Source organism: Paenibacillus sp. 23TSA30-6, from assembly GCF_014858585.1.
In the GTDB taxonomy this organism is placed as follows: domain Bacteria; phylum Bacillota; class Bacilli; order Paenibacillales; family Paenibacillaceae; genus Paenibacillus.
The window spans coordinates 29,484-54,534 of record NZ_SLTL01000016.1 but is presented as its reverse complement, the minus strand read 5'-3'; the positions used below and the strand labels follow the sequence as shown (position 1 = coordinate 54,534).

Below are 25,051 nucleotides of genomic sequence, written 5' to 3'. Positions count from 1 at the left end.
GCTCCATCTGCCCGCTACCCGGAATTCCAAATTGAATCGCAAACGGGTTCCGTATATGATAGCTTTATCATTGTTTTTAAGGGAGGCTTCATTTACGTGGCAGTATTAATCAACGAGCAAATAAAAGCTTCCGAGGTCATGCTCACTGGACTCAACGGTGAGAAGATCGGTATCGTCTCTAGAGAGAAAGCCTTGGCTATGGCCCGATCCAAAGGAATGGATCTGGTCTGCACATCACTGATGAGCAGTCCTCCGCCATGTAGCCTAGTAGCTAAGGGCAAGGGAAAAGCGCTCGCGCAGAAGGAAACCGGAACACGCAAGGTGAGCGGTAGCAACATGGCTGGAAAGAGCAGTAAGGAAAAGGTCAAGGAGCTTCGCTTCACTGCTCATATCGAGGAGCATGACTACGACACGAAGCTGCGCCAAGCAGACAAACATCTGCGCTCCGGCAAGCCGGTGCAGTTGGTCGTAAAATCGTCCGGCGCCAAGGAAGCGGCCGCCGCCAAAGCGGTGTTAGAGCGGCTATTGGTCGATCTGAAAGAAGCCGGAATGAAGGAAACCGGAATCCAGACGGGCGGCAAAGGCTCACAGGTGAAATTAAATCCGCGTTGAGTAAATCAGTATCGTTTCTTTATTCGGCGAACCCCATCTCAAAGCAAAAACAGGCTGTTTACACAGAATGAAAAAGGGGCCGTTTCGGCCCCCTTCTACCTTCCTCATCAAAATCGTAATGATAACCATACAGCAGGGTCCCTGTTTTCCACACACTCAATTATCGAAAAATTTAACTTGCTAGTGACGTTACGTCACCAAGTATACTAACCTAGTAGATTGTACTGGAAAATCAATGCATGGGAAGGAGGGAGAACCTGTTGAGCAAAGGAGATTATTTATCGACTGGGCAGCTTGCCAAAAGTACAGGTATGACACTCCGAACTTTGCGATATTACGATCAGATTGGACTATTGACCCCGGAAGACCATCATTCTGGCTCTGCTCGCAAGTATACGGTGAAGGAAGTGAAACGACTGCAGCGGATTCAGACGTTGAAGTATGTTGGGCTATCTCTTCAAGAAATTAAAGACATCTTAAACGCAGAGTTGATATCCGATGGGGACATCAAACATTCGTTGGAAGCACAGCTCGATATTCTCCAGAAGAAGATCGCTCATACGGAACATATCGTCCATGCTATTCGAAAAGCTTTGGAAAAGTTGGCCGATGGATCCGATTTGGATCGCTTCGCGGAGCTTATACAAGCCGTACAGAAGGAAGAGAATTGGGGGGATCAATATCGGACGGCCACCCGCTTGCAAGCACGAATCAATCTTTACGACAAGTTCAGTACGAATCCTCAAGGCTGGCATCGTTGGGTTTTTGATCAGCTGGAGGTGACACCGGAAGCCCATATTCTCGAGTTGGGTTGCGGTGACGGGACCTTTTGGTTAAGAAATGCCGAACGAATTCCCAATAGCTGGCGCATCACGCTTACCGATATCTCCAGCGGAATGGTGGAGGAAGCACGTTGCCGCTTAGGAAGCAGCAATGCAATGTTTAAATTTTTGTCGGCTGACGCCCAACAGCTCCCTTTTCACGAAGAGCAATTCGATGTGGTGCTTGCTAACAATATGCTTTATCACGTCTCGGACATCTCCAGAGCGATTGAGGAAATGCACCGTGTTCTAAAGCCCGGGGGACTAGTTTGCACGTCGACGATGAGTACGCAACACCTTCAAGAGCTTGAGGACTTGGCGGCTTCCTTCGACCCCGATCTTCGCGTATTAGACCAAGCGATTCATCGGTTCCACCTAGGTAACGGAATGGACTTGCTGTCTTCATGCTTTTCTAATCTTCTGTTGCTCCATTACGACGACCGCCTGATGGTAGACAAAGCGGAACCCCTGATCGATTATATGATTTCGACTCCGATGAATGCAAGGGAACGACTTGTAGGAAAGGCCATCGATATGTTTCGTATCCATGTCAACCAAAACCTGAAGCAGACTGGTGTCCTTCAACTGACGAAAGAAAATGGAATATTTCTAGGGAGGAAATGAACATGAAAGCAATGGAGCAACAACCAAGAGTACGGATCGTCAAAGAGGAGCTTTTATCGGATAACTGGTACATCTTAAAGAAAGTCACGTTCGAGTATGAAAAAAACAGTGGCCAATGGGAGACACAATCCCGTGAAGTGTACGACCGCGGCAACGGAGCAACAATCCTACTTTATAATCGAAAAAAACAAACCATAGTATTGACCAGACAGTTCCGAATGCCAACCTACCAGAACGGTAATGAGACGGGAATGCTTATCGAAACCTGTGCAGGTCTGCTCGATAAAGAGACACCGGAGGAAAGTATCCTGCGGGAAACGGAGGAAGAGACAGGATACCGTGTCGACTGTGTACAAAAGGTTGGTGAGGCCTACATGTCGCCCGGATCGGTTACCGAAATCCTGTACTTTTTTGTAGCAGAGTATAACGAAGATATGGCAACAGGACTGGGTGGTGGACTTGAATATGATCAGGAAAACATTGAAGTGGTAGAGCTTCCTTTTATTCAGGCGCTCAATTTGGTCAAAAGCGGAGAAATTCGTGATGCCAAGACGATTTTGCTGCTCCAATACGCTCAAATCCATGGTCTTTTAAAGGAAAAAACAAATTCGTTGCATATTCTTATAGCGGGACCTTATCGTTCCGGAACGTCTGATGATCCCGTGCTGATCGAGAAAAATGTTCAGTTCATGAATGAAATTGCTCTTCAAGTTTATGAAACTGGGCATTTACCGGTTCTAGGGGAGTGGTATGCATTGCCCCTAATCGCCACAGCTGGTTCCACTTCTTTGGGAGATGAGGTTTTCAACCGCATTTTTCATCCGTCCTCCATTCGCTTGCTAGACCACTGCGATGCAGTGCTTCGAATTGGAGGACCCTCGCAGGGTGCTGATGAAATGGTCAAGGTCGCAAGAGAGAAGCAACTGCTTATTTTCGAACATCTTGAGGATCTCCCACCAGTAACCCAACCCTAGACTTAGTCCATCTATTGCTAAACCTAAATCACTCTGAACACTTTACATGCTCCAACACTTACCATTCAAATGAGCTTGCCGTTATTTATGCTAGGGTTCCACCGTGCTATCTATAACGGCAAGTGAAAAAGAGCATCCGACAGAATGCCCCTTCCCTGAAATCACTTGTCAGCGCAGATAAAGCCACTAACGGAGTCTCATATTCTTCACTTTTCTTCACTTTCCATACATATTACAATTAAATTCCTTTAAAACATGTTTGAAGTGGTTTTATTTCTGTTTCAGTAATTGCTGGAGAAATAATATTGCTCCAAGAAAATCCAATCGAAAAAATCAAAAGAAATATTTAAAATTCAAACTGCTTGATTTCACTCTCACTCTCGTTTATTCTCTGTATATGTATAGTACAAGTTGGTATTTTCATCGGCTTATTCAAAGTCTACTCAGCCACAGCTACGGTCACACCTCCTCATTTTTCGTCCGGAATTTTTATACGTTTATACAGGCCCTATTTTTGTTGATACCTAATAACAGGGCCTAAGGTACTATGACAGATTTCGTTTTAATGATATATTGATAGGTACTATAAAAGACTAATTACCCAGGGCTTGGGCTGGAGGATGTATGAAAACAGAATCAAATCAAGACGAAGCCAGTTATTTATTTAATGTAGATGTATTAGTTAAAGGTCGTTCCAATGTAGAGGCCCTTCAGTTTCTGCTTAACCTCTTGAGTCAAAACGAACAAATTGCGGATAGTCGGATTCAATCCGGTATCGAACTTGGTAATTTAATCGAAGCTGCACTGTATCTAAAAAAACATTCAGCCGCTAACGGCTCATCTGACGCTGCCGCTAAGCTTGCGGAGAAGTTCTCCAAAAAAAAATTAGACGCGGCCATGAACAAGCCACCTGTCGTTCAAGAGATCAAACAATCCCACGTACAGCCGAAGCCTGTAACACAACAAGAACTTAGCACCCATGATTGGATTAAACGTTATATACAAGATAATACGCTTGTACGGTTAATCGTGAACCGCTATGGCGGACAACGAAGCATCCCGTGTCGCATACTTAATTTGGATCATGATAATAGCTTGTTGAGTGTGTATCATGTGGATGAGAAGCAGGTTTACTCCTTTAAAATGAATGAAATTGATGAAATCACATCGTAAAAGTAAAACACTTACATCATGAATAAACACGCAAAAAGAGAATCGTTTGGAAAAACGTTATGTCTTTCCAAGCGATTCTCTTTTTTTTGTGATATGATCTGGAAATTTAAATTAATCCTCTTTCTTTAAACCCCGGGCAGCTAATGCCAGCAAAAGCCAACCTGCGATAAAACACACGCCCCCCAGCGGGGTAATGGCACCTAGCACACGAATCCCGGTCAAGCTCAGCACATACAAGCTACCGGAAAACAAAATGATTCCCGTAAACAGCAGTCGCGCTGCCCATTTTAAACGAGTCGACGCTCCCCACTGTCCCGCAGCCAATGCAATGATCAGCAAACCGACAGCGTGAATCATATGATATTTCACACTAGTTTCATACACAGCCAAAGCATCTGCGTCGATCCGTGTTTTCACAATATGAGCCCCAAACGCTCCAATAGCTACCGCCAGCAGCATCATTATAGATCCTACAATTATCCATCTGCGTTGCATGTTTGTGTACTCCTTTTCATCTTATACTCTCATCCAAGCTATCTCCTTATTTTATCGAATCCATATGAAGTTTGCCAGCCACTCCATTTAAATTTAAACCCTACAGAATTCCATGATTAAACCCTGTCTTTTGGAGGGTAATGTGTAAGGTCCCTTGCTTTTTTGTTCATTTTGTGGAAAATTAGTACCTGTTCGGATAATGTTCAAGGAGTTGAAAAGATGAGTAACCAAGATCCTAATCTGCAAAAGCCTGTTGCGTCTGAGGAGCATCCTGTTTTTTCAGAAGCTCCCGTCTTCCAGCCTCCAGTCAAGCTCAAGCATTCCGGTCCCGGTCTTGCTTCTTTTATTATGTCGCTCGTCAGCCTGATCGGGTATATCATTCTGGCTGTTATGGTCATTAATCTGTTGGCTCATTTCAGCCAATACCAAACCCTGGACCCAGAAGTTGTTCTGCAACAAACCGGAACCGTCCTGCTTCCTTTTGTATTTTTAGGCAGTCTGTTATTGAATTGCGCCGGGCTTGTGGTCGGCATTATTGGAATTGCGTTGAAGAACCGTAAGAAAGCATTTGCCATTGCAGGGCTAATCATTAATGCGTTCATTATTTTGGGCTTCATTGCACTTCTGGCCATGGGTCTTGCCGTTCCGAGTAACACAGCGGATATCTATCCTTCCTCTGTGCAATCCTTATAATATCTCCGCATCACACAGAGAGGATTCAATGTATGAACAAAATCAAAATTTTTGCGGACAGTACCAGTGATATTCCAGTCCAATGGCGCGAACAGTACGAGATTGGCATTGTACCATTGTATACGGTGTTTGGGGATGAATCATTAAGGGATGGTGTGGATATCCAGCCAGAACAGTTATTTCAGCGCATAAGTCGTGAGGGACATTTGCCGCGAACCGCCGCACCTTCTCCATCGGACTTTATTCAAGCCTTTGCTCCCTACATAGAACAAGGGGACGACATTTTATATATCAGTCTGTCTTCCGAGCTGTCCTCAACCTACCAAAATGCGCTGCTCGCTACCTCCGAGTTCCCGGAAGGCCGCATTACTGTCTTTGATTCCCTGAATCTGTCGTGCGGCTTTGGCATGCTCGTGATAAAGGCCGCACGCGCTGCAGCCAACGGCAGTACAATGGAACAGATTGTGGGCATGTTGACGAGAACCCGCCCCTTAATAGACACGGAATTCGTGATTGATACGCTCGAATATCTGTACAAAGGCGGAAGATGCTCAGGGATGCAAAATCTGATCGGTAGTCTGCTCAAAATTCGTCCGGTGATTAAAGTAATAGACGGAAAAATGACACCTGCGTACAAAGTCCGCGGCAAACGTGAAAAGACGCTGGATCAGATGCTGCAAAATGCCCTGAACCAGCGGGAACATATGGATAACGATATCATTATTGTCGTACATGCTTTGGCTAAGGAAGATGCACTGATGCTGCAAGCCCGTTTGCAGGAAGAAACGGGAGCGCAAGAGGTGCTGATGGCAACAGCCGGATGTGTTATTTCCAGTCATTGTGGTCCACAGACGATTGGTATAATGTATGCCAAAAAAGAATAGTTTCGAATGTGAAGTCCCTTGCCTCTACCAGGTAAGGGCTTTTTTGTGTTTTCCAACAATTTAGCAATGAATAACTTTACTATTTTTGATAGTATTAGTCGTCATGTGACGAGCGATTCGTCTGACAATCTATCATAAAAAAGAAGGTTATTGTGTATGAGCCCCATACGATCACGCTTGCTAACCAAACTCACCCTGTTGGCGACTGCCGCCATTACTATAATAACTGCATCCGCTTCAAGTTTATCCGTTCCCGCAGCCGCAGCCGGTGTGGCGTTTCGGGATATTTCAGACAGCTATGCTTATCAATCGATCACCTCACTGCACTCCAAAGGAATTTTGGCAGGTACACGGCCCGGCTACTTTTCTCCCAAAAAGGCGGTTACGAGAGCCGAATGGGTTACCGCGCTGGATCGCACACTCGGTCTGGAACCTGTACAAGCATCGGTCTCCTCCTATCGGGATGTATCCAAACAAGCCTGGTATTACGGATGGATTGAAGCAGCCTCCCAGCTTGACGTGGTGCAGGGAGGGACATCCGCCACGTTTCAACCCAACAGCCCTGTAACCCGGCAAGAAGCAGCCTTGATGATCGCACGCCTCATACGCTCGACGGGATCAGGAGCAGCGGTTTCCACTTTTACAGACACCGACCAGATTGCAGATTGGGCTGTTGAAGCTGTAACTACCGTGAACCGTTACGGCTTTATGAAAGGGGAAGACAACCAATTTCGCCCCACATCTTCCCTGACCCGCGAAGAAACAGCAGCACTTCTGGAACGGCTGCTGACGTATTCAACACAGCATGCCTCCAAAACAGCCTCCACGGCATCTTCCATCCGACTAGGCTGGCAATATGATCAGAGCGTTCAACAGTTTGAAAGCTCCGTGCTTCAATCTAACATCAACACCCTATCACCACGCTGGTTTTTTCTAAACGAAACGGGTAATATTAGTGATCTTACAAACACCTCGCTCCTCACATGGTCCAAACAGCATCAAAAAAAAATCTGGGCGATGGTAGGCAATCGTTCCAATCTAACGATGACACACCAAATCCTATCCAGTGATGTTTTACGGAACAAAACCATAACTCAGCTTGCGAATGCCGTATCTACACATCATCTGGATGGGCTTGTGATTGATTTTGAAAATGTAGATGGTCAGGATCGTACTCAGCTCACGTTGTTCATCCAACAATTAAAAGCCAAGTTAAAAGGCTTGAATGCTGTACTGGCAATCTGTGTATCTCCTGATTACGGTACAGACTGGACAGCCGCCTTTGATTATGAGCAGCTTGGCGCTGCGGCAGACTATTTGATTCTGATGGGATATGACGAACATTGGGGAGGCAGCTCAACCCCCGGCTCCGTATCCTCATTACCTTGGCTCCGTGAAAGCGTACGGCGCTTTCTACTAACCACCGATCCGGATAAAGCGATATTGGCATTGCCTCTATTCACACGAAACTGGACCCTGAATGCGAGTGGTCAATCGGTCGCTTCGTCGGATATTTCCCTGATTGAGCAAAACCAGCTTATGTCTCGTTCCACCTCCAAACCGGTCTGGCATGAGGATATTCAGCAGTATACGGTTTCCTACAGGGATACTCAGCTTCATAAGCTATGGCTGGAGGAAGGGCGATCCTTTACCCGTAAATACCGTCTGGGACAGGACAAAGGGTTTGCAGGCTTCGCCTACTGGTATTCGGGCGGGGCAAGCTCTGATCTATGGTCCAGCGTGAAAAATGCAGACCGTTTCGCACAGCGTGGTTTGTAAAGGCCAAAAAACCTTCAACTCCACTTTTAGCGTGAGGTTGAAGGTTTTTTGCATACACCCTTATCGCCCGTCTATGCCCGGTACGCAACCATTCCGTTCACAACCGTCATACGTGCTTTAACGTCAAGCAAAGCCTGTGGGCGCTCCGACAAGTCCCGGTCAATGACCGTAAAATCGGCGGCTTTGCCTACAGCCATCGCCCCCCGTTCATCCGCTTCTCCCGCAGCTACTGCGCTTCCGATGGTAAACAGATGAATGGCTTCGTGAATGTCCAGCTTTTCATCGGGAAGATAGCCCTCATGCGTCTCTCCTGGCTTGGTGCGGGTCACAGCGGCATGCATGCCGAGAAAAGGGTCCAACGGCTCAATCGGCGCGTCACTGCCGCCAGCACATGGAATACCTGCGCTCAGCAGCTTTTTCCAGGCATACAAATATTCAGTACGTTCCTCGCCAACCCGATCCAGCACCCACGGGAAATCACTTGCTACAAAACGCGGCTGGATGTCTGCAATCAGCGGCAGCTTCGCCATTCTCTTAACTAAATTGGCAGTCAGCACCTGTCCGTGGATCAGACGATCCGGCAAACCGCTTTCCTCCGTTAGCGCATGGGCTTCCATCGCTGTCAAAATCATATGCGCTGCCCCATCCCCTATCGCATGTACAGCGACCGGAAAACCTGCGGCTCTGACAGCCGCCACCATCTGATTCAGCTCTGGTTGCGGTTGAATCGCCATGCCGCTGGTATGAGGAGCATCACTATAGGGCGCAGACAATAGCGCAGTTCTTCCACCAATCGCACCATCGGCAAACATTTTTACCGCGCCGATTTTAAACCACTCATTTCCGTCACCAGCACGCAAACCTTGCGCTCTCGCTTCTTCCATGAACGGATGATAGATGAGCTGATGCGTACGAAAAGCAATGCCTTCCTCCCTCAGCTCCCTGTAAATCCGCTGCATGGTGTCCACGCTGCCCAGAAAACGCAAATCCTCCGTGTGCGCAGCCGTCAAACCGAGCCGTAGTGCATCCAGACAAGCTCGGCGGATTGCATCTTTTTTAACCGAATAATCCGGCTCTGGCTGCACACTTGTAAAGGCAGTGGACGCTTCCTCATAAATCAATCCGTTCAACTGTCCATCAGCATTTCTTCCGTAGGCTCCCGAAGCCGGATCAGGGGTGTTCTCGCCAATACCAACACGTCGAAACGCTTCTGAATTCGCCAGAAACGTATGAAAGCATGTACGAGTCAAATATACCGGGTGCTGATCCGTAATGGCATCAAGCTCCGATAGGGTCGGAATCTCAACAGGAATAAACGCATTTTCGTTCCAGTTCAGCCCTAAAATCCATTCTCCCGGCGGTGTTACCGCAACCCGTTTACGCAGCATATCAAGCATTTCTTCCTTCGAAGTAGCCGAGGTAAAATCCAGCATCGCCAGCTTCATGCCATGCATGGACAAATGCATATGTGAGTCGGTCAAGCCCGGCAACACATAAGCGTCCTCCCAATCCACCGTGTCATATTCCTTACCCGACAATTGCAATTCAAGCTCCCGTGCTTGTCCGATGGCCTGTATAATGCCATTTTGTACAATGACCGAATCTCCCTTGGTAGCCCATTCCCCATACAGCTTGCCGTGCTTGAACAATGTTAGCGTCAACGCAGCTCATCTCCCTTTTTTCCAACTATATAAACCAAACTAAGAGTTACTATATCGCCACTGCGCAGTCGGATGGTGCTTCAAATTACGCCTGTGCTGCCGATTCCAAATATAGTGTATGTATGTTTACCTGCTGCACCAGATCGGCAAAGTGGTCATGTGTTGCACAGACAGCCATTTTGTAGTGTCCATCGATCTCATACTGTTTAAAATGACAATACTCGGTGGTAAAGCCTTCCGTTGTAAAACCGATCAACGGACACTCGCTTAAATTGAATGAAAATGACTTTAGAGGCAGCGTTAATCCCTGCCCTTCGGCCTTCACAAAGCTTTCCTTGAGCGTCCACAGATCGTAAAAATAAGATAAGCGGCTCTCCGCCTCCTGGCGCATCAACGCATCATACTCCTTGTCCGAAAAGCACACCCTCCCCACCTCAAAATCAATAGGACGGAGCTGTTCAATGTCGATTCCGAGCGGATGATCATCCACGGCGCATACCACCCATTTTCCCGAGTGAGAAACATTAAAATGGAATGCGGGTGCATTCAACAAGGAAGGCTTGCCGAAAGCATTATATGTAAACTGAAGACTGGCGTTAGATACCTTCAATTGCCGACAGGCCAGCCACCTTAACAACACATCGGCGTATAAGCCCCTTAAAGCATCCTCCCGATGCAAAAAACGATCCAGCTTCTGCCGCTTTTCAGTCGAAACCCGGTTTAGCAGTGACTCGTAATGACCGTCTGCCTCCGGCTTGCTCGTGTCAATCGCATATATTTCCATGGTTGGCCCCCTATGCCGTAATAAGTGTGCGGTGTACATGGTCAATATACTACTCTAGCACTTTCAATTCAATATGGATACAATTGGGATATAATCCTCTTGCTGCTCACATTGCATCATCAGACAGGGTGATAGGTATCAGCATAGAGAGCTATTCAGTATAAATCATTTTTGTAAGCGCTTTAAAAAAATACAGAGGGGGGACGAAACAATGAAATATGATTTTGCCGTCTTACTGTGCATTATGCTCGCTGTTTTGCTGTCATTGAGCATTTTCCAGATGTTTTCACCGAAGATTGCTTCAGCGGCCCCAGCGAATGTTGTGAATGGCATTCAGTTTAAAGACACTGCTGGAAACGTGGTTCATGCTCATGGGGGCGGTATGATTAAGGTAGACGGTTACTACTACTGGTTTGGTGAAAATCGCAACCCCAACGGCACATTCAAGGCTGTTTCCGCCTACCGTTCCTCTGATTTAAAAAACTGGGAGTTCCGCAAAAACGTGCTGACCAGCAGTTCGGCAGTAGAGCTGAATGTTTCGAATATCGAACGCCCAAAAGTCATTTATAATGAGAAAACACGCAAATACGTATTGTGGATGCACAAGGAAAATGGAGTTAATTACAACGAAGCCCGGGTGGCAGTTGCCTCTTCCGATACTGTGGACGGCGATTACACCTATCAGGGCAGCTTCCGTCCACTGGATTACGATTCAAGGGATATGACTGTGTACAACGACAATGGTACGGCTTACCTGATTTCTGCTACCCGTGTGAATGCCGATTTGAACATTTATCGTCTGACACCGGATTTTCTGCAAGTTGAAGCGCTAGTGACCACACTCTGGCCGGGACAATATCGTGAAGCTCCGGCAATGTTCAAAAAAGGAGACGTCTACTTCCTGATCACATCCGGGGCAACAGGCTGGAATCCCAACCAGGCCAAGTATGCTACGGCATCCAGCATTGAGGGAACGTGGAGCAACACGATTAACTTCGGAGACAGTACGACCTACGGTTCACAATCGGCCTACGTTATTCCGGTAGAAGGTACTCAGACGACCTCGTACCTGTATTTGGGCGACCGTTGGGCCGGAGCGTGGAGCGGTCCTGTGCAGGATTCACAATATGTATGGCTGCCGCTGCGTTTTCCAACCGGGACTTCTTTGGCTATGGACTGGTTCGACAGTATGAACATCGACACCGCCAGCGGGGTGGTTCAAGGCGTAACTACGCCAATCGCCATTGATCCGGACGGATACTATCAGCTGGTAAGCCGCAAGAGCAACAAGCCGCTGAATGTAATTGACGGTGCAACCACGGATGGAGCGGATCTGGAACAGCGTGCGGATTCGGGAGCATCCAGCCAGCAATGGCAGCTCAAAGACGCGGCCGGCGGATATCACAAAATCGTCAACCGCAACAGTGGCAAGCTGATCGGCGTTGAAAACGGAGCGACGACGGACGGCGCGGTCATCGAGCAATGGAGCGACGGAGGCTGGTCCAGCCAGCAATGGCAACTGGTATCTGTAACCGGAGGTTATTACAAACTGAAAAACCGGGCAACGGGCAAGCTGATCGACATTTCCGAAGGCACTACCTCCGATGGAGCCAAAGCGATTCAATGGGGGGATAACGGCGGAACGAATCAGCATTTTCGTGTAGTGAAAGTAGATTAGTTCATTCATCATCGAATAGACATCATCATTGTCATTGAAGTAGCAGCTTCCAGTGACTCCGTTATTTCCAAAAAGCCGTCTTCCCAGCAGCTCACTGCTAACGGAAGAACGGCTTCTTTTTGCGGGAAAATGATGGTTGAACCTGTATGTGGGCTATCCCTTGTCCAGATCAGCTTGAAGCGCGTCTGCCTTCCCCTTCGCGATATCCACAGTCCACAGCATCAGTATACCGATAGCGAAAAAGGCAAACAGCGATAAAATACCCCAGCGAGAGGAACCGGTTAGCTGACCGACCAAGCCAAAGATAAACGGGCCGAAAATGGATGAAAACTTGCCCGTAATGTTCACGAAACCAAAAAATTCACCCGTCCGGCTGGCTGGCATCAGACCGCTGAATAAAGACCGGGAAATGGACTGACTGCTCCCCTGTACCAGACCGACCATAGCCGCCAGCACATAAAAATGTAGCGCCTGAGTCATGAAAAATCCAAGAATGACGATCAGCATGTAAATCCCGAGCGAGAACATGAGCATCCGGCGCGATCCCCAGCGTTCGGCCCATTTGCCAAGCAGGAGCGTACAGGGAAAGCCAATAAATTGGGTTATCAACAGCGCCGCAATCAGATCCGTCGTGCCAATCCCAATCCCCGTTCCGTAAATAGCAGCCATTAATATAATCGTATTAATCCCGTCATTGAAAAACCAAAAAGATAGCAGCAATTTAAGCAATTGTGGAAAACGCCGAATTTGGCGCATCGTGCCCTGAATCCGCCGAAATCCGGCCTTCCAGTAGGCAGAGTCGAATAAAAGGCTGCCTGTTTGCCTTTCTTGCTCTTGTCTTTCCCCTTCACCGCTCCTGTGCCGCTGGCGACCTTGAAGCAATAAAGGCAAAGAAAACACCAACCACCATACCGCCACCGAAACAAACGCAAGACGTGTTCCCTCCAGTGTGTTTCCTAATCCGAACCATTGAGGCTTTTGGATCATCAGCATGTTGATCGCCAACAAGATTCCCCCGCCAATGTAACCATAAGCGTAGCCTTTGGCCGATACGGTTTCCCGCTTACCGGAAGGAACCAGATCAGGGAGCATCGCATCATAAAAGGTGTTGCCGCCCGCAAATCCGATGGTCGACAAGACCAGCAGCGCGGAAGCCAGCAGCCAGTCTCCTTCTCCTACCAGGCTAAAGCCCAGTGTGGCGACGATGCCAATCCCCGTAAAAATTCGCAGGAAAGACAGCTTGCTGCCTGTCAGATCGGCAACCGCCCCGAGCACAGGAGACAATAACGCTACACATAACATGCCGATTGCATGTGTGTACCCCAGATAGGAGGATGCGGTTGTCGCATCCAGCGTCGAAGCTGCAACAGAGCTGTAGAATATAGGAAGCACTGCTGCCAGTATCGTCGTTGCATAGCCTGAATTGGCCCAATCGTAAGTAATCCACGCACGCACTGCTCTTCGATTCACATCGCTCCCGCCTTTTACATTGAACTCATCTCAGGACCATTGTCATTTATTGTATCAGTAATCCATGACACAAGGTCGCGATGTTTGTAAACCTACGGTGCTCTGGCAACCCGTATGACAGGACGTTACAGCTCCCACGGATAATCTGTCGTGAGGAAGCTCGCCAGTTGCTTGCTTTCCTCCCTGCGCTGACGTCGTATCGCTGCACGAGACGGCGCGGTCTGGTGCAGTTGTAATTCCTCTTCTGTCTCCGGAATGACCTGCGGCACGATAACTTTACGGTTGTTCTCGTCCAGCGCCACAAAGGTCAGGAAGGCGGTGGCTGCGATTTTCCGGTCGCCAGTCATCAGTCCTTCGCGAATGACCTTCACAAATACCTCCATAGAGCTACGGCCTGTCCAGGTTACAAACGCCTCCAGCGTGACGGAATCGCTCGGATGGATGGGCAGCAAAAAATCCACCGAATCCGTAGACGCCGTGACCGTATTCGTGCGGCATAGCTTGGAGGCTGCGATAGACGCAATATCGTCGATATACGACATCAATCGGCCTCCGAAAAGCGTGTTATGATTGTTGATATCGTTGGGAAATACACGGGACGTCTTGAAGCAGTAGGTTTCTCGGATGTACTTGCTTTCCATGGGTTCTCTTTCCTCTCTTTTCCTCGTAGCTATCTTTTTATATAGTGGAAGCCTGTTTTAGACTGTGCTAATCATCCCACTAATCCGCATAATAAATCAATACATAAAAATCCGCATCCTCATCCGATTCATTACGGTACGTATGAAGGTCAGTTACTTGAAATTGCACAGCATCCCCTGCACTCAGTTTAAGCTGTTGTCCCTGCATTTCAAAGTACATTTCCCCGCGGATCATGAGAATCGATTCTTCTCCCAGATGCTTCTCTGCCTGATGTGTAAAGCCCGGCTTCAGACTTACGGTGAACACCTCGAACTTCTTTTCCGAATGATACGGGAAGATAGGGTAAACAAAATAGTTACCATCCTCATCAATCACCGGATGCAGGTCTTCCCTGCTGATTTTAGTGATTTGCGGGGAGTCCTCTTTGAGGAATGTGGAAAAGGACACATGCAAACCGTTGGCGATTTTCCAAAGTGTAGTCACCGTAGGATTGGATTTTCCCTTCTCAATCTGTGCCAGCATTCCTTTGCTGACCCCTGTCATTTCAGCCACTTTATCCAGACTAAGTCCTCTAGTCTTCCTGATTTGAGCCAAATTTGAGCCGATAATATACTGCATTGAATCCACAGACTGTACCTCCTCATATCCAAAAGTCTATACAAGAAGAATACACAAAAGTGTCGACTGTAATTAGTTTTGTCACTAAAAAAGCCTATAAACGCCACTTTCTGTATTATCATTTGTCACTTCTTATATAGACTGTATTGTAAAATGTCATTTATCAATTTTGCGGCTTAACAGAAACTTACGTTTCTAAAATTGAGGTCAAATGCTTCTGAACTAGTTGGCAACCACCTACCCTAAAAAATAAAAATTTTACTTGTGGGAGGATCTCTTCGAAAATAATCTACAAATAATTCTTAACAGACCTTTTGCTATCTAGATTACACAAACTCATTATCTTATCCAATATAAAAAAGTGTCAAATTGAAAAATCAATTTGACACTTCAGACTGTAGACACCCCCTCTATAATCGAAAATGAAAGTGGATACTTGCCTAAAGAAAGTAGGTAGTTTACATATTTACATGCGTTCTCTTATACAAAACTGGTATTGCCGCTGCTATAAGGATACCCGATGCTGCAATAAGACTGTAGCCTATAATCTCCGAAACCATTCCAATAATTGCCATCTGTGCATCACTGAGTTTTTTCAAAAGCTTTGGCATTATGAAAACTTGGGAAATGATGTCTTGGACGCCCATAATTGAAAACATAAGTCCGATTAGTGCAGGCGCCCAAGGCTCTCAGACATAAAAAAGAATCCATAATTATGATGAATACTATGATCAATATATCTGTCCAAATGACGAAGCTCTTTTACCCAGTCGAGTAACACGAGAAGGATACCGAATGTACAGTTCAAATAAGGTGAAGTGTACGAGTTGCTCTCTTTTAGAAAAATGTACACAAAGTGTACAACATAAAAAAGTAATCCTTCGACATCTATGGCACATCAGATTTTGGCAGATAGAATCCTTATCCTATCCAGTTCCCCGGTTATCACTAGGGCTTATGGATCAAATATCAGTATCTTTCCACCTTCAGCACACATTGCCATTGCCATTGGCATTTCGTTGCAAGCCGCGCGCCACGGCTTGCAACGAGGACAGTTTGTGCATGCCCGGCTGCCAATCGGTCAGGCTCGGCGTGCTTTCCATCAACAGGAACGGCGGCTCCTTGATAGAACGAAACAGGTCGTGATAGAACGCGACGAATGCTCCCAGTTTATGTAGCGCCTGCGGTTGATTCTAAGGGACAAACTCCAATTACGGCTACCCAATCGTCCGTTACTACGGAGTAATCCCAAGCGCTTGGGATAGTAAATACCCTACCAGCAGCATTAAGTTGATAGGGTATTTTTTAGTTTTATAGAAAACACAAAATCGACAATAGTGGCTGGTTCATAATCTTTTTTGCGCTAAAATAGTTGGAACTACTCTCAAAAAAAGTTATATTAGGATATATATATTATCTTTAGTATAAGAAAAAAAGGAGGAATATCCTAGATGGATGTACGAAGCTGTTTGCAACAAGGATGGAAGGTAGGCTTATGTATGTTGTTGTTGTGGGTATGTATGATGGGGGCTGTAACAGCGGGTGAAGCCGGAGCACAACCGGTGTTCCCGGGAGCTGTGGGATACGGGACTGACACTCCAGCAGGCCGGGGCGGAAAGGTAATCAAAGTGACCAACCTGAACAATGACGGCCCAGGCTCATTTCGTGCGGCATTAGAAACCAAGGGACCGCGGATTATTGTATTTGAAGTCGGCGGTGTCATAAATCTAGAAAAGGAGCGTCTTGAGCTGAGAGAACCCTACGTGACTATCGCAGGTCAGACGGCCCCCTCCCCTGGCATTACATTCATCCAGGGAGGTTTGCAGATCAGAACGCATGATGTGTTGATGCAGCATGTCCGGTTTCGGATGGGCAACGGTGACAGCACTCAAGGTGCAGGCTTTGAGCCAGATGTATCCACATACGGAGCTTCCGCTTATGACATTGTCATTGACCATTGCTCCTTTTCATGGGGAGTGGATGAGAACATGTCCTTCTCAGGTCCTCGTACCAGCGGAACCAAGGCAACTACCCACCATGTAACACTCAGCAATAGTATTATCGCCGAGGGCCTGTATAATTCTGTTCATGAGAAGGGCCCCCATTCCATGGGTACACTCGTTCATGATTACGTCCAGGACGTGGCAGTCATCGGAAACCTTTATGCCCATAACATGGAACGTAATCCGTGGTTCAAAGCATTCTCGACGGGCGTAATTGTTAACAATGTCATTTATAATCCGGGAAAATGGGCAATTCGACTCGGATTCGTGGAGAATGAATGGGCGGATACGGGGATCAAACCGGAAGGCCCTAGAGTCAGTATCGTCGGGAATTACATGCAGCATGGAGTAGATACGATTAAAGGGTTAGGAATTGTCGGAACGAACAGTAAAAGCGGCTGGGCTTACCTCAAAGATAATCTTGCTTATGACCGAAATGGCAAGTCAGTCCCGCTGACTTTTGGCGGAATTCAGGAGCTTGACAATCCACCTGTTTGGGTTGAAGGACTTGAAGCACTAGCTGCCTCGGCAGTAGTAAAGGAGGTCACTGAGCATGCAGGAGCAAGGCCGGAGGACCGGGATGCAACAGATCAACGAATTATCTCCGATTTTCTGACTGGTAGAGGAAAGATAATTGATAGTCAGGAAGATGTAGGGGGATACCCAGATGTTCCAGCGACCTACCGTGCTTTAAATGTACCTGACCACAGCATTGACGAATGGTTGTATCAATTTTCAGTTGAGTTGGAGTAGTCCCTAATGCTCTTCAACAAGATCTAGCACAGTCCAGCATTCTGAATTGGGTACATCCCAATGATTCGATCCAGTTCATACGGTTAATCACTCCTTGATTTCTATAATAGACGCTCTCTAATTCCCACCTTGTCCAGCATCTGAATGGCAAGATGAGTTGCAGCTTTCTTCTTCAATTGCAAAAGGAGCATAATCATTTCGACTAACTGGTTTCCTATGGTGAACAAAGGAATAAGTGAAGTCATTGGTTTTTGGAATATAAAAGGAATTTATTTCCTTTTTGGCTATTGCATCTCCCAGTCGAGAATCTCCCTGGCATTCCTGCCACTGAAATCCAATTGTCCGCGCTGAATTTTCCGGCTGCGCCCAGCAAGTTTACTAAAACCAATGAAGTAATACTTTTACCACTTCCAGACTCGCCGACATTATCAAGTACCTCCCCCTTACGCACTGCAAAACTGATATCGTCAACAGGAGTTACATCACCTGAAGAATTATCATAGGTTAGGCTGAGATGACAGACTTTTAACAGTAATGGGCAGTGTAACCGTTGATGAAGTTCCTCAGTCAGCAGCAGACCCCTGACAAGTATTTCGGTTGGAACTCTGGTTGGAGGAGCCTCTTAGACGGTAACCTCCAGCGTTACCAACATTCTGTTTCACTTGTTCATTATCTCCAAACTTCTTTAAAACCAATAGGCGCAGTACGTAAATAACTGCGCCGGATAACTTTTTGTGATAGGCATAGGAACAGAAAAAGACGAATATCAACCGATTTATTAGAAAACTACTCGTTTATGTCGATACTTTATACACACAAAGCTGCTATTTAATGACTTTTAAAGGTGATAGATTTATGTTTTCCTACATGATTTTAAATACTGAAATCTAAGCTTCGATTTGCTTACGCAAATTCTGCGTCCCAAATGCTTATCGTATACATACGTATCAGATCAACGGGTTCCGCCGTTCTTTGTTTCAACTGTTTCATTTAGTCCAAGATGATAGGAAATTTCTCTTGCTGCCTCTAAAATTTTGTTTATAGTAATCTGCTTTGTTTCCTCCTTATAAAGACTAAGAGGAATTGCACAGAGTGATACTCCCCACTACGTGGTTCGTTGCATCAAATATAGGTGCTCCAATGCCGATGGACTCATTCTTGCGTTCGCTAAAGGTATATCAATATCCAATGTTTCTTATTTTCTCCATATCCGTCCATATTTTCTGAATGTCATTGGTTGATACTCCTTCTTGCTCAAGGACTTCGCTTATCTTGTCATCAGATAAAAAGGCTAAAATGGCCTTTCCGCTAGCACCTATATGAATCGGTTGGAGAACTCCCAATTCTAGACGATACTGAAGTATGTTCGAGCTGTGAATGCCCAAAATAAATGAAAGCTTCAAATATTGTTCCTGGTATTGTGCCAAATATACCGACTGTTCAACTTCCTGAGCCAATCGCTTCAAATAAGGCTCAGCCACTGATTTTATTCCAAAGTTCGCGCTGATGAAGGAAGAAAGCCTAACCCACTCGTTGCCGATCGTGTATTTGTTGCTTTCAGGAATAATACTTAGATCGAGGTCATTCGGCTGACCAAGTTGACGAGGCATATGAACGTGTCCTCAACAGTGATGTGCGTTATCGGTTTGTAATCGATATGTCAACATTGTAATCGTTTATTTTGATGAAGGAATATATTAGCTTCAATAGGAAGGGAAAGAATGGGAATTACGGAAGCAGCACAAAAGTATCATGAAAGAATGTCTCCAGGCTATGAATATTGCTCCGTGGTCGTCTTTTGAGTTCCGCTAATTTTCCAATGATACGAAAACACCCGATACGGTTGTGAGCCGACCGGGTGTTACATGTCTTGGTAGAAAAATGTTACTTTAATTAATTTTGGGGACGAGGTTCTGATACGGATGTAACCCGTATCAGAACCTCGTCGAATCAAGCCAATGCTTAACGAGTTCTGTCTTGAGATAATTTCAATTTGAATGATAACGATAACTAACGTTTAAACAGTATCATTTCCCCAAATGCTTACTAGATCATTGATTTGAAGCGATACGACCCTTAGTTCTCCGCCAATAGCATAGAGTTCCAGCCCCCTGCTTTCCAAGTCCGGGAAAATCATGTCTGAAATGATTGTTTTTCCATGGTTTCCGAAAACCTCGACGCTAGACCAATCTACGTAGATACTCAGTTGTACCCTTCCATGCTCTGGCTTTATAGGGGCCTTGTGTTTTGCTGTGAAGTCAGAATGAAAATCAGTGGCGCTCGACTTCGTCCGATCGACGAACAACTCCTCATTCGAGATATTATATCCGATGATCGTCTCCTGATTGGCGGACTTCCGTACTTTAAACCCGAATTCCACGGCAGTACCGATTTCAAATTCTGCAATAATTTCTGCCTTGGCTGCGGAAATATCAGACAACACGTTCATACCTGGCTTAATCGTCAAGTCTTGCAGAGACAAAATCGGTTTTCTTAGCTGACTTAATTCATTTATGGGTGTTTGGATTAGGCGAAGTCCCTCCGGATAAGTCCTTAGCTGTAGCTCCCGGGGAATTGATGTCTTGCCACGCCATTCCTTTGAAGGAAGCGTGGTAGCATAACGCCAATTATTCATCCAGCCGATCCAAATCTTTCGTCCGTCTTCGTTCGAAATGCCATTCCAGGTCACGGCCGCGTAAAAGTCTGATCCATAGTCTACCCATTTGATAGTATCGATAGATTCCAATGTTTCATCCGGCGTAAACGACTTACCGTCAAAGTTGCCTATGAAATACATCATGCCAGAACCGCCTGCTGGTGGTTCCGGATCGTCTGGATTCACGCCATTTCTGTCCCCGATGCTTAGCATCAGAATCCACTTCGTGGTATTAGGATCCTCATCCACTTGGATTCGAATTACATCAGGACATTCAAATATCCCTCGGTGGATATGCGGGATGTCGGAACCGAAATCACTTGCAAAAGACCATTCTTTAAGGTTTGGAGATGTGTAAAATTCTACACGGTCTCTTACGGCAAGAACCATGATCCACATTGATGATTCATCATGCCAAATCACCTTCGGATCACGAAAGTCTAGCGTGTCCGTTGGAAATAAAACCGGGTTACCTTCATATTTTGTCCAGGTTCGACCCTTATCCTTGCTGTAAGCAATGCTTTGCACCTGCGGCTTTCCAGGCTGAGCCTTGTTGCCCTCATTGGTATAAATGGCAACCAATCCTGATCCTTCCTCGTCGAAAAATCCGCTGGTATTGTTCTTATCCACCACCGCACTCCCCGAGAAGATCGCTCCGTCCTCCCCAGGTGGAATTGCCGGTGGAAGCTCAGTCCAATGCACTAGATCCTTGCTTACCGCATGCCCCCAATGCATGTTGCCAAAGTCAGGCCGTGTATCATGGGGTGTATGCTGGTAGAACAGGTGGTACTCTCCTTCAAAGTAAACCATGCCGTTGGGATCGTTCATCCAATTTTTCTCCGGTGAATAATGAAATTGAGGCCTGTACGTCTCCCTATAATTACTGTTTCGTGATCCTTTTCTGCTGCTACTGTCGTCCGTTAGGTGCATGTCCTTAATGGTATCCACTCTCCTATTGATTGTTGATAAGGTGTTTAACAGCCCCAACCACCTTTTATATGTTTCAGCCTTGATCTTTAAGATATCTGTCATAGCCTTTCTGTTTGATTTCCAGCCATTTGTCCAGTCCAAGTCTGGACAGCTCAGCTTTATACTCCGCCCATTCTTCTTCCACTTTGCCCGTTTTGATCCATTCCGCCCGTTTGCGGTTAACGTAGGCAAATAAGTCTGTTTCCAAGGTAGAGATCTGCTTCTGATCTTCCAGCGAGAAGAAGACTTTCGGGAAATTGTGGTCAGCCTTCATATAAGGAACGAGTCTTTCTTTCATGAGCTTGAGCCGCCCTACTGCATCATCGGGCTTGGTCGTTACTTTTCCGTAATACTCGTCAAGAATTGCCAATGGACCACCGATATTCGTTTTTTGCCGCAGCTCGACAGGAGCCGTTCCCTTAAGCGGAAGATGCTTCAGCATATGACTCGCTTCATCGTATTCAAAAATGTTCTGCTGAGTTTTGTCGCCGTAGGTGCCCCAGTTGTCCTGTACGGACTGGATGGGATCATACAGCTGGTCAATCCATTTTGCCGTAAGCTCAAGATTTTTGTTGTCACTGGTAATCACCATTCTCCCCCGGTCAAAGCCGAGATTGTTCGTGCGGGTCACATTGACTTTACCGCTTGGCCCCGCGAGCGGATTCATCAATTCATATTTATCGTTGTCTCCTGAAATATTCGCCTTATCCCATTGAAAGTAGAGACCGTATTTTTCATTCTGGCCTTTGGCCAGATACGTATTGTAATCCTGCTCGAATGACTCTTCGTCGATCAGGTTCAGCTTATACAGCTCATTAAGATATTTGATCCCCTCTTTATAACCGTCCTGATCGGCAGTGAAGACCACTTTCCCCTCATTGGTCGCTACAGTATGATCGCCGTTGTCCCCAAGACCAAATGATCCGAACAGAAAATTCAGGTCCTCATTGCCGTTATTGAGTATAAAGGACAGCGGGATTTCATCCGCTTGGCCATTTCCGTTAGGGTCGCCATTTTTAAATGCGAGCAGAACATTTTTTAAATCCTCAGTAGTTTTTGGCATTTTAAGACCCAGTTTTTTCAGCCACTCCACATTGATCCATGGCATGTCGTTTACAGAATGAATGCTCTCCTTCCCGGCCCCTAGCTCCTCAATCCAGGGAAAAGCATAAATATGCCCGTCCTGTGCGGTTATCATGGATTTGTACTCAGGTGCTTCCTTCAATACCTTCTGCAGATTCGGCATATATTTTTGAATCAAATCCTCTAAAGGGATAATAGTTCCATCCTTTCCGAGGTTCAACAAATCGTAATCGGAATAGCCGGCATCCAGCATGGCATCTGGAAGATCTCCACTGGCAACAGCCAGGTTTCTTTTTTCAATGAAGGAATCGGAGGTGAAGTTGGTAAAATCGATATGCACACCTGTTTTTTCTTCCAGTCTTTTATAAATCAGCTTTTCATTTGGATCGGAAGGTGCCAGCGGCGAGCTTTGAGTCATAAAATGCAAGGTAACTTTCTCTTTAAGCGGCAGAGTGACATTTTCCAGCTTGTAATCTTCGGATGCCGCGGAATTATTGCCTGAACCGCCACATCCGGCAAGCAGCGAAGTAGAAAGCACCAGCACAGACAAGGTTAGTAATGTTTTGTTCATCTCTATTCCCCCGGTTTGTTATTTGATCGAACCTACCATGACACCTTTTTCAAAATACTTCTGGAAGAATGGATACATGACAATCAAAGGCAAACTTGATATGACAATGGCAGAGTATTTAATCATTTCGGACAATTTCTTAAGCTCCGCTTGCGCCAGCGCATCGGCAATCATACCGGGCTGAACCTGATTCTGTATCAAAATGGAGCGCAGCACCAGTTGAAGCGGAAATAGCTTCGGATCATCCAGATAAATCATGGCGTCGAAATAAGAATTCCACTGTCCGACAAAAGCGTATAAAGCTAGAACAAAAATAATAGGCTTCGACAACGGCAGGACGATTTTAAAGAAAATACTGAGCTCAGAAGCTCCGTCTATGCTTGCCGCCTGGAACAGCTCTTTGGGAAGCCCTTGGAAATAAGTCTTTGCCAGAATAATATTGAATACGCTGATCGAGCCGGGCAGAATAATGGCCCACACCGTATTTAACATGCCTAAATCCTTAATCACCAGATAGGTTGGAATCAGACCGCCACCGAAAAACATTGTTATCAGGAAAAAGATCATAATGGACCGTTTCCCTACCAGCCCTTCAATCGCAAGCGGGTAAGCCGCGAAGACGGAAAACAATACAGTTGCGAACGCAAAGGCTGCTGAATAAAAAATGGCATTAAAAAAACCGCGGATCATGGCACCGTTGCTTAGGATTTTGGCATATCCCGTGAGTGTCCAGTCGGATGATGTAATGGCAAACCCTTTCGTAATCAGGGTATTTGGAGTCAAAAAGGACGAAAGCACCACATAAACCAGCGGTAACAGAATAGCGAGAACAAACAAACCAAGCAAAATATAATTGATGATGAGCAGAATCCGGTCCTTCCCGGTGTAATGAATATCCATGAATACCTCCTTCTTTAATACAGCCCTTCCCCTTCGTTCAGCTTCTTGACGACGGTATTTACGAAAATCAGCAGGACCACGTTAATCACGGAATTGAATAACCCGATTGCCGTAGAATAAGCATAATCGCCGGATTGCAACCCCACCTTGTATACATAAGTCGCGATGATTTCCGAGGTTGGCGTGTTTAGAGCGGTCTGCATCAGGTAAGCCTTTTCATAACCGATCGACATGATGCCTCCTGCAGCGAGAATGAATAGGACGGCCATGACAGGTTTGAGAGCTGGCAGATCAATGTGGAAGATTCTCTTCATCAATGAAGCGCCATCAATTGTTGCAGCGTCATGCAGCTGCGGGTCCACATTGGCTAAGGTGGCCACATAAATGATAGAGGACCAGCCCGCTGTTTGCCATATACCGGACAAAATATATACCGTTCGGAAATAGGCGGGATCAGTCATAAAAGAAATCGGCTTGCCGGTGAAGGTTGTTACCATAGCGTTCACTACTCCAGTCGGCGATAGAAAAACAAACAGCATACCGGCAACAACAACAACCGAGATGAAGTTAGGTGCGTAAACAATAAGCTGAATATTCTTCTTGAGCTTCGCTCCTCTGATCAGATTTAGCATTAAGGCCAGAATGATGGGTACTGGGAAACCGAGAATAAGACCGTAAGCGCTTAATTTAAGCGTATTCATTAAAATGTCATAAAAATTTGGTGATGAAAGGAACCGCTGAAAATGTTCAAATCCAACCCATTCGCTGCCCATGATGCCTTTTCTTGGACTGAAATTTTTAAACGCAATGATCGAGCCGTACATGGGAACATACTTAAAAATGACGGTAAGAATTATGGACGGAAGCAGAAACAAATACAATATATAATTTCGAACCATGTAACTTAGCCAATGGTTTCTTTTTTTTGTTTCTGAAGCCTTAACTCCCCTTTTTTGAGCGATCGAGTTTGCCAATCTTTTCCCCCCTACTGTTCACGGCTTGTTATTAAAGACGTTATAAGCCATGTTACGTCATCTCTCTGACATAATTACGCAAGATGTTTTGCAAATGCCTTACTGGTAATTCACCCACCTCCAACATGACTAGAAATTTACACTTCTCCAAGATGAATGGGTTAAATTTTACATTTGAACATTTTTTCTCTTACAATTTAACAGGTGATCATTGAATAAGTCAATACATTTCGG

General features: G+C 46.0%; 20 protein-coding genes and 3 pseudogenes. 10 read left to right on the top strand and 13 right to left on the bottom strand.

Going from position 1 to position 25,051, the window contains the following annotated elements; all coding sequences use genetic code 11:
- The first annotated feature begins 96 nt into the window (after positions 1 to 96).
- The 4 genes from infC to E0698_RS15770 all read left to right on the top strand — a co-directional run bounded on the left by infC (position 97) and on the right by E0698_RS15770 (position 4,204).
- Positions 97 to 612, top strand: a complete 516-nt coding sequence (gene infC / locus E0698_RS15785) for a translation initiation factor IF-3 (RefSeq protein WP_192512172.1) — start codon at positions 97 to 99, stop codon at positions 610 to 612.
- Positions 613 to 872: 260 nt separating this feature from the next.
- The gene (locus E0698_RS15780; protein ID WP_192512171.1) at positions 873 to 2,057 is read left to right on the top strand and encodes a MerR family transcriptional regulator; all 1,185 of its coding nucleotides are present in this window, start codon (positions 873 to 875) and stop codon (positions 2,055 to 2,057) included.
- Between the two features lie 2 nt (positions 2,058 to 2,059).
- Complete coding sequence (gene nudK, locus E0698_RS15775) at positions 2,060 to 3,031, top strand: GDP-mannose pyrophosphatase NudK (RefSeq protein WP_192512170.1); 972 nt, start codon at positions 2,060 to 2,062, stop codon at positions 3,029 to 3,031.
- Between the two features lie 624 nt (positions 3,032 to 3,655).
- A complete protein-coding gene (locus tag E0698_RS15770) occupies positions 3,656 to 4,204 on the top strand; it encodes a hypothetical protein (protein ID WP_192512169.1) in 549 nt (182 codons plus the stop codon).
- Between the two features lie 111 nt (positions 4,205 to 4,315).
- Here the strand turns inward: E0698_RS15770 and E0698_RS15765 are convergent, their stop codons facing one another.
- Positions 4,316 to 4,699: a DUF423 domain-containing protein gene (locus E0698_RS15765; protein ID WP_192512168.1), complete on the bottom strand. Its 384-nt coding sequence runs from the start codon at positions 4,697 to 4,699 to the stop codon at positions 4,316 to 4,318.
- A gap of 219 nt (positions 4,700 to 4,918) precedes the next feature.
- Between E0698_RS15765 and E0698_RS15760 the strand changes: the two genes are divergently transcribed.
- The 3 genes from E0698_RS15760 (at position 4,919) to E0698_RS15750 (ending at position 8,055) form a co-directional block, all read left to right on the top strand.
- Entirely contained in the window at positions 4,919 to 5,392 is a 474-nt protein-coding gene (locus tag E0698_RS15760) for a hypothetical protein (RefSeq protein ID WP_134910467.1), read from the top strand.
- A gap of 32 nt (positions 5,393 to 5,424) precedes the next feature.
- Complete coding sequence (locus E0698_RS15755; protein ID WP_192512167.1) at positions 5,425 to 6,276, top strand: DegV family protein; 852 nt, start codon at positions 5,425 to 5,427, stop codon at positions 6,274 to 6,276.
- 156 nt (positions 6,277 to 6,432) lie between these two features.
- Positions 6,433 to 8,055 carry an S-layer homology domain-containing protein gene (locus tag E0698_RS15750; protein WP_192512166.1) on the top strand — a complete coding sequence of 541 codons (1,623 nt, stop codon included), beginning with the start codon at positions 6,433 to 6,435 and terminating at the stop codon, positions 8,053 to 8,055.
- Between the two features lie 71 nt (positions 8,056 to 8,126).
- On the opposite strand, the gene E0698_RS15745 is transcribed toward E0698_RS15750, so the two are convergent.
- Positions 8,127 to 9,716, bottom strand: coding sequence for an amidohydrolase (locus E0698_RS15745; protein WP_192512165.1), 1,590 nt, complete (start codon positions 9,714 to 9,716; stop codon positions 8,127 to 8,129).
- Positions 9,717 to 9,801: 85 nt separating this feature from the next.
- Positions 9,802 to 10,500 carry a 4'-phosphopantetheinyl transferase family protein gene (locus E0698_RS15740; protein ID WP_025681877.1) on the bottom strand — a complete coding sequence of 233 codons (699 nt, stop codon included), beginning with the start codon at positions 10,498 to 10,500 and terminating at the stop codon, positions 9,802 to 9,804.
- A 211-nt stretch (positions 10,501 to 10,711) separates the two neighbouring features.
- Between E0698_RS15740 and E0698_RS15735 the strand changes: the two genes are divergently transcribed.
- The gene (locus E0698_RS15735; protein WP_192512164.1) at positions 10,712 to 12,178 is read left to right on the top strand and encodes an RICIN domain-containing protein; all 1,467 of its coding nucleotides are present in this window, start codon (positions 10,712 to 10,714) and stop codon (positions 12,176 to 12,178) included.
- A 153-nt stretch (positions 12,179 to 12,331) separates the two neighbouring features.
- Here E0698_RS15735 and E0698_RS15730 read toward each other — a convergent pair whose 3' ends face one another.
- The 5 genes and pseudogenes from E0698_RS15730 to E0698_RS15710 form a co-directional block, all read right to left on the bottom strand.
- Positions 12,332 to 13,648 (bottom strand): MFS transporter, encoded by a 1,317-nt coding sequence (locus E0698_RS15730; protein ID WP_192512163.1) that lies wholly within the window; start codon positions 13,646 to 13,648, stop codon positions 12,332 to 12,334.
- A gap of 125 nt (positions 13,649 to 13,773) precedes the next feature.
- A complete protein-coding gene (locus E0698_RS15725; protein WP_014280639.1) occupies positions 13,774 to 14,289 on the bottom strand; it encodes an acyl-CoA thioesterase in 516 nt (171 codons plus the stop codon).
- A 79-nt stretch (positions 14,290 to 14,368) separates the two neighbouring features.
- Entirely contained in the window at positions 14,369 to 14,917 is a 549-nt protein-coding gene (locus tag E0698_RS15720; protein WP_192512162.1) for a helix-turn-helix domain-containing protein, read from the bottom strand.
- A gap of 503 nt (positions 14,918 to 15,420) precedes the next feature.
- Positions 15,421 to 15,591, bottom strand: a pseudogene (locus E0698_RS15715) (MFS transporter); the annotation flags it as partial.
- Positions 15,592 to 15,933: 342 nt separating this feature from the next.
- Positions 15,934 to 16,080, bottom strand: a pseudogene (locus E0698_RS15710) (beta-galactosidase); the annotation flags it as partial.
- Positions 16,081 to 16,359: 279 nt separating this feature from the next.
- Here E0698_RS15710 and E0698_RS15705 point away from each other — a divergent pair.
- A complete protein-coding gene (locus tag E0698_RS15705) occupies positions 16,360 to 17,664 on the top strand; it encodes a pectate lyase family protein (protein ID WP_192512161.1) in 1,305 nt (434 codons plus the stop codon).
- A 1,178-nt stretch (positions 17,665 to 18,842) separates the two neighbouring features.
- Here the strand turns inward: E0698_RS15705 and E0698_RS27500 are convergent.
- A complete protein-coding gene (locus E0698_RS27500; protein WP_443146916.1) occupies positions 18,843 to 19,274 on the bottom strand; it encodes an IclR family transcriptional regulator domain-containing protein in 432 nt (143 codons plus the stop codon).
- On the opposite strand from E0698_RS27500, the pseudogene E0698_RS26950 reads away from it, so the two are divergent.
- Positions 19,253 to 19,336: pseudogene (locus E0698_RS26950) on the top strand (hypothetical protein); the annotation flags it as partial. The gene E0698_RS27500 and the pseudogene E0698_RS26950 sit on opposite strands and share 22 nt — an antisense overlap.
- A gap of 345 nt (positions 19,337 to 19,681) precedes the next feature.
- Here the strand turns inward: E0698_RS26950 and E0698_RS15695 are convergent.
- The 4 genes from E0698_RS15695 to E0698_RS15680 form a co-directional block, all read right to left on the bottom strand.
- Entirely contained in the window at positions 19,682 to 21,250 is a 1,569-nt protein-coding gene (locus E0698_RS15695) for a glycoside hydrolase family 32 protein (RefSeq protein ID WP_202894930.1), read from the bottom strand.
- A 73-nt stretch (positions 21,251 to 21,323) separates the two neighbouring features.
- Positions 21,324 to 22,943: an ABC transporter substrate-binding protein gene (locus tag E0698_RS15690; protein ID WP_192512158.1), complete on the bottom strand. Its 1,620-nt coding sequence runs from the start codon at positions 22,941 to 22,943 to the stop codon at positions 21,324 to 21,326.
- Between the two features lie 18 nt (positions 22,944 to 22,961).
- The gene (locus E0698_RS15685; RefSeq protein ID WP_192512157.1) at positions 22,962 to 23,843 is read right to left on the bottom strand and encodes a carbohydrate ABC transporter permease; all 882 of its coding nucleotides are present in this window, start codon (positions 23,841 to 23,843) and stop codon (positions 22,962 to 22,964) included.
- A 14-nt stretch (positions 23,844 to 23,857) separates the two neighbouring features.
- Complete coding sequence (locus tag E0698_RS15680) at positions 23,858 to 24,742, bottom strand: ABC transporter permease (protein ID WP_238354020.1); 885 nt, start codon at positions 24,740 to 24,742, stop codon at positions 23,858 to 23,860.
- Between the last annotated feature and the right edge of the window lie 309 nt (positions 24,743 to 25,051).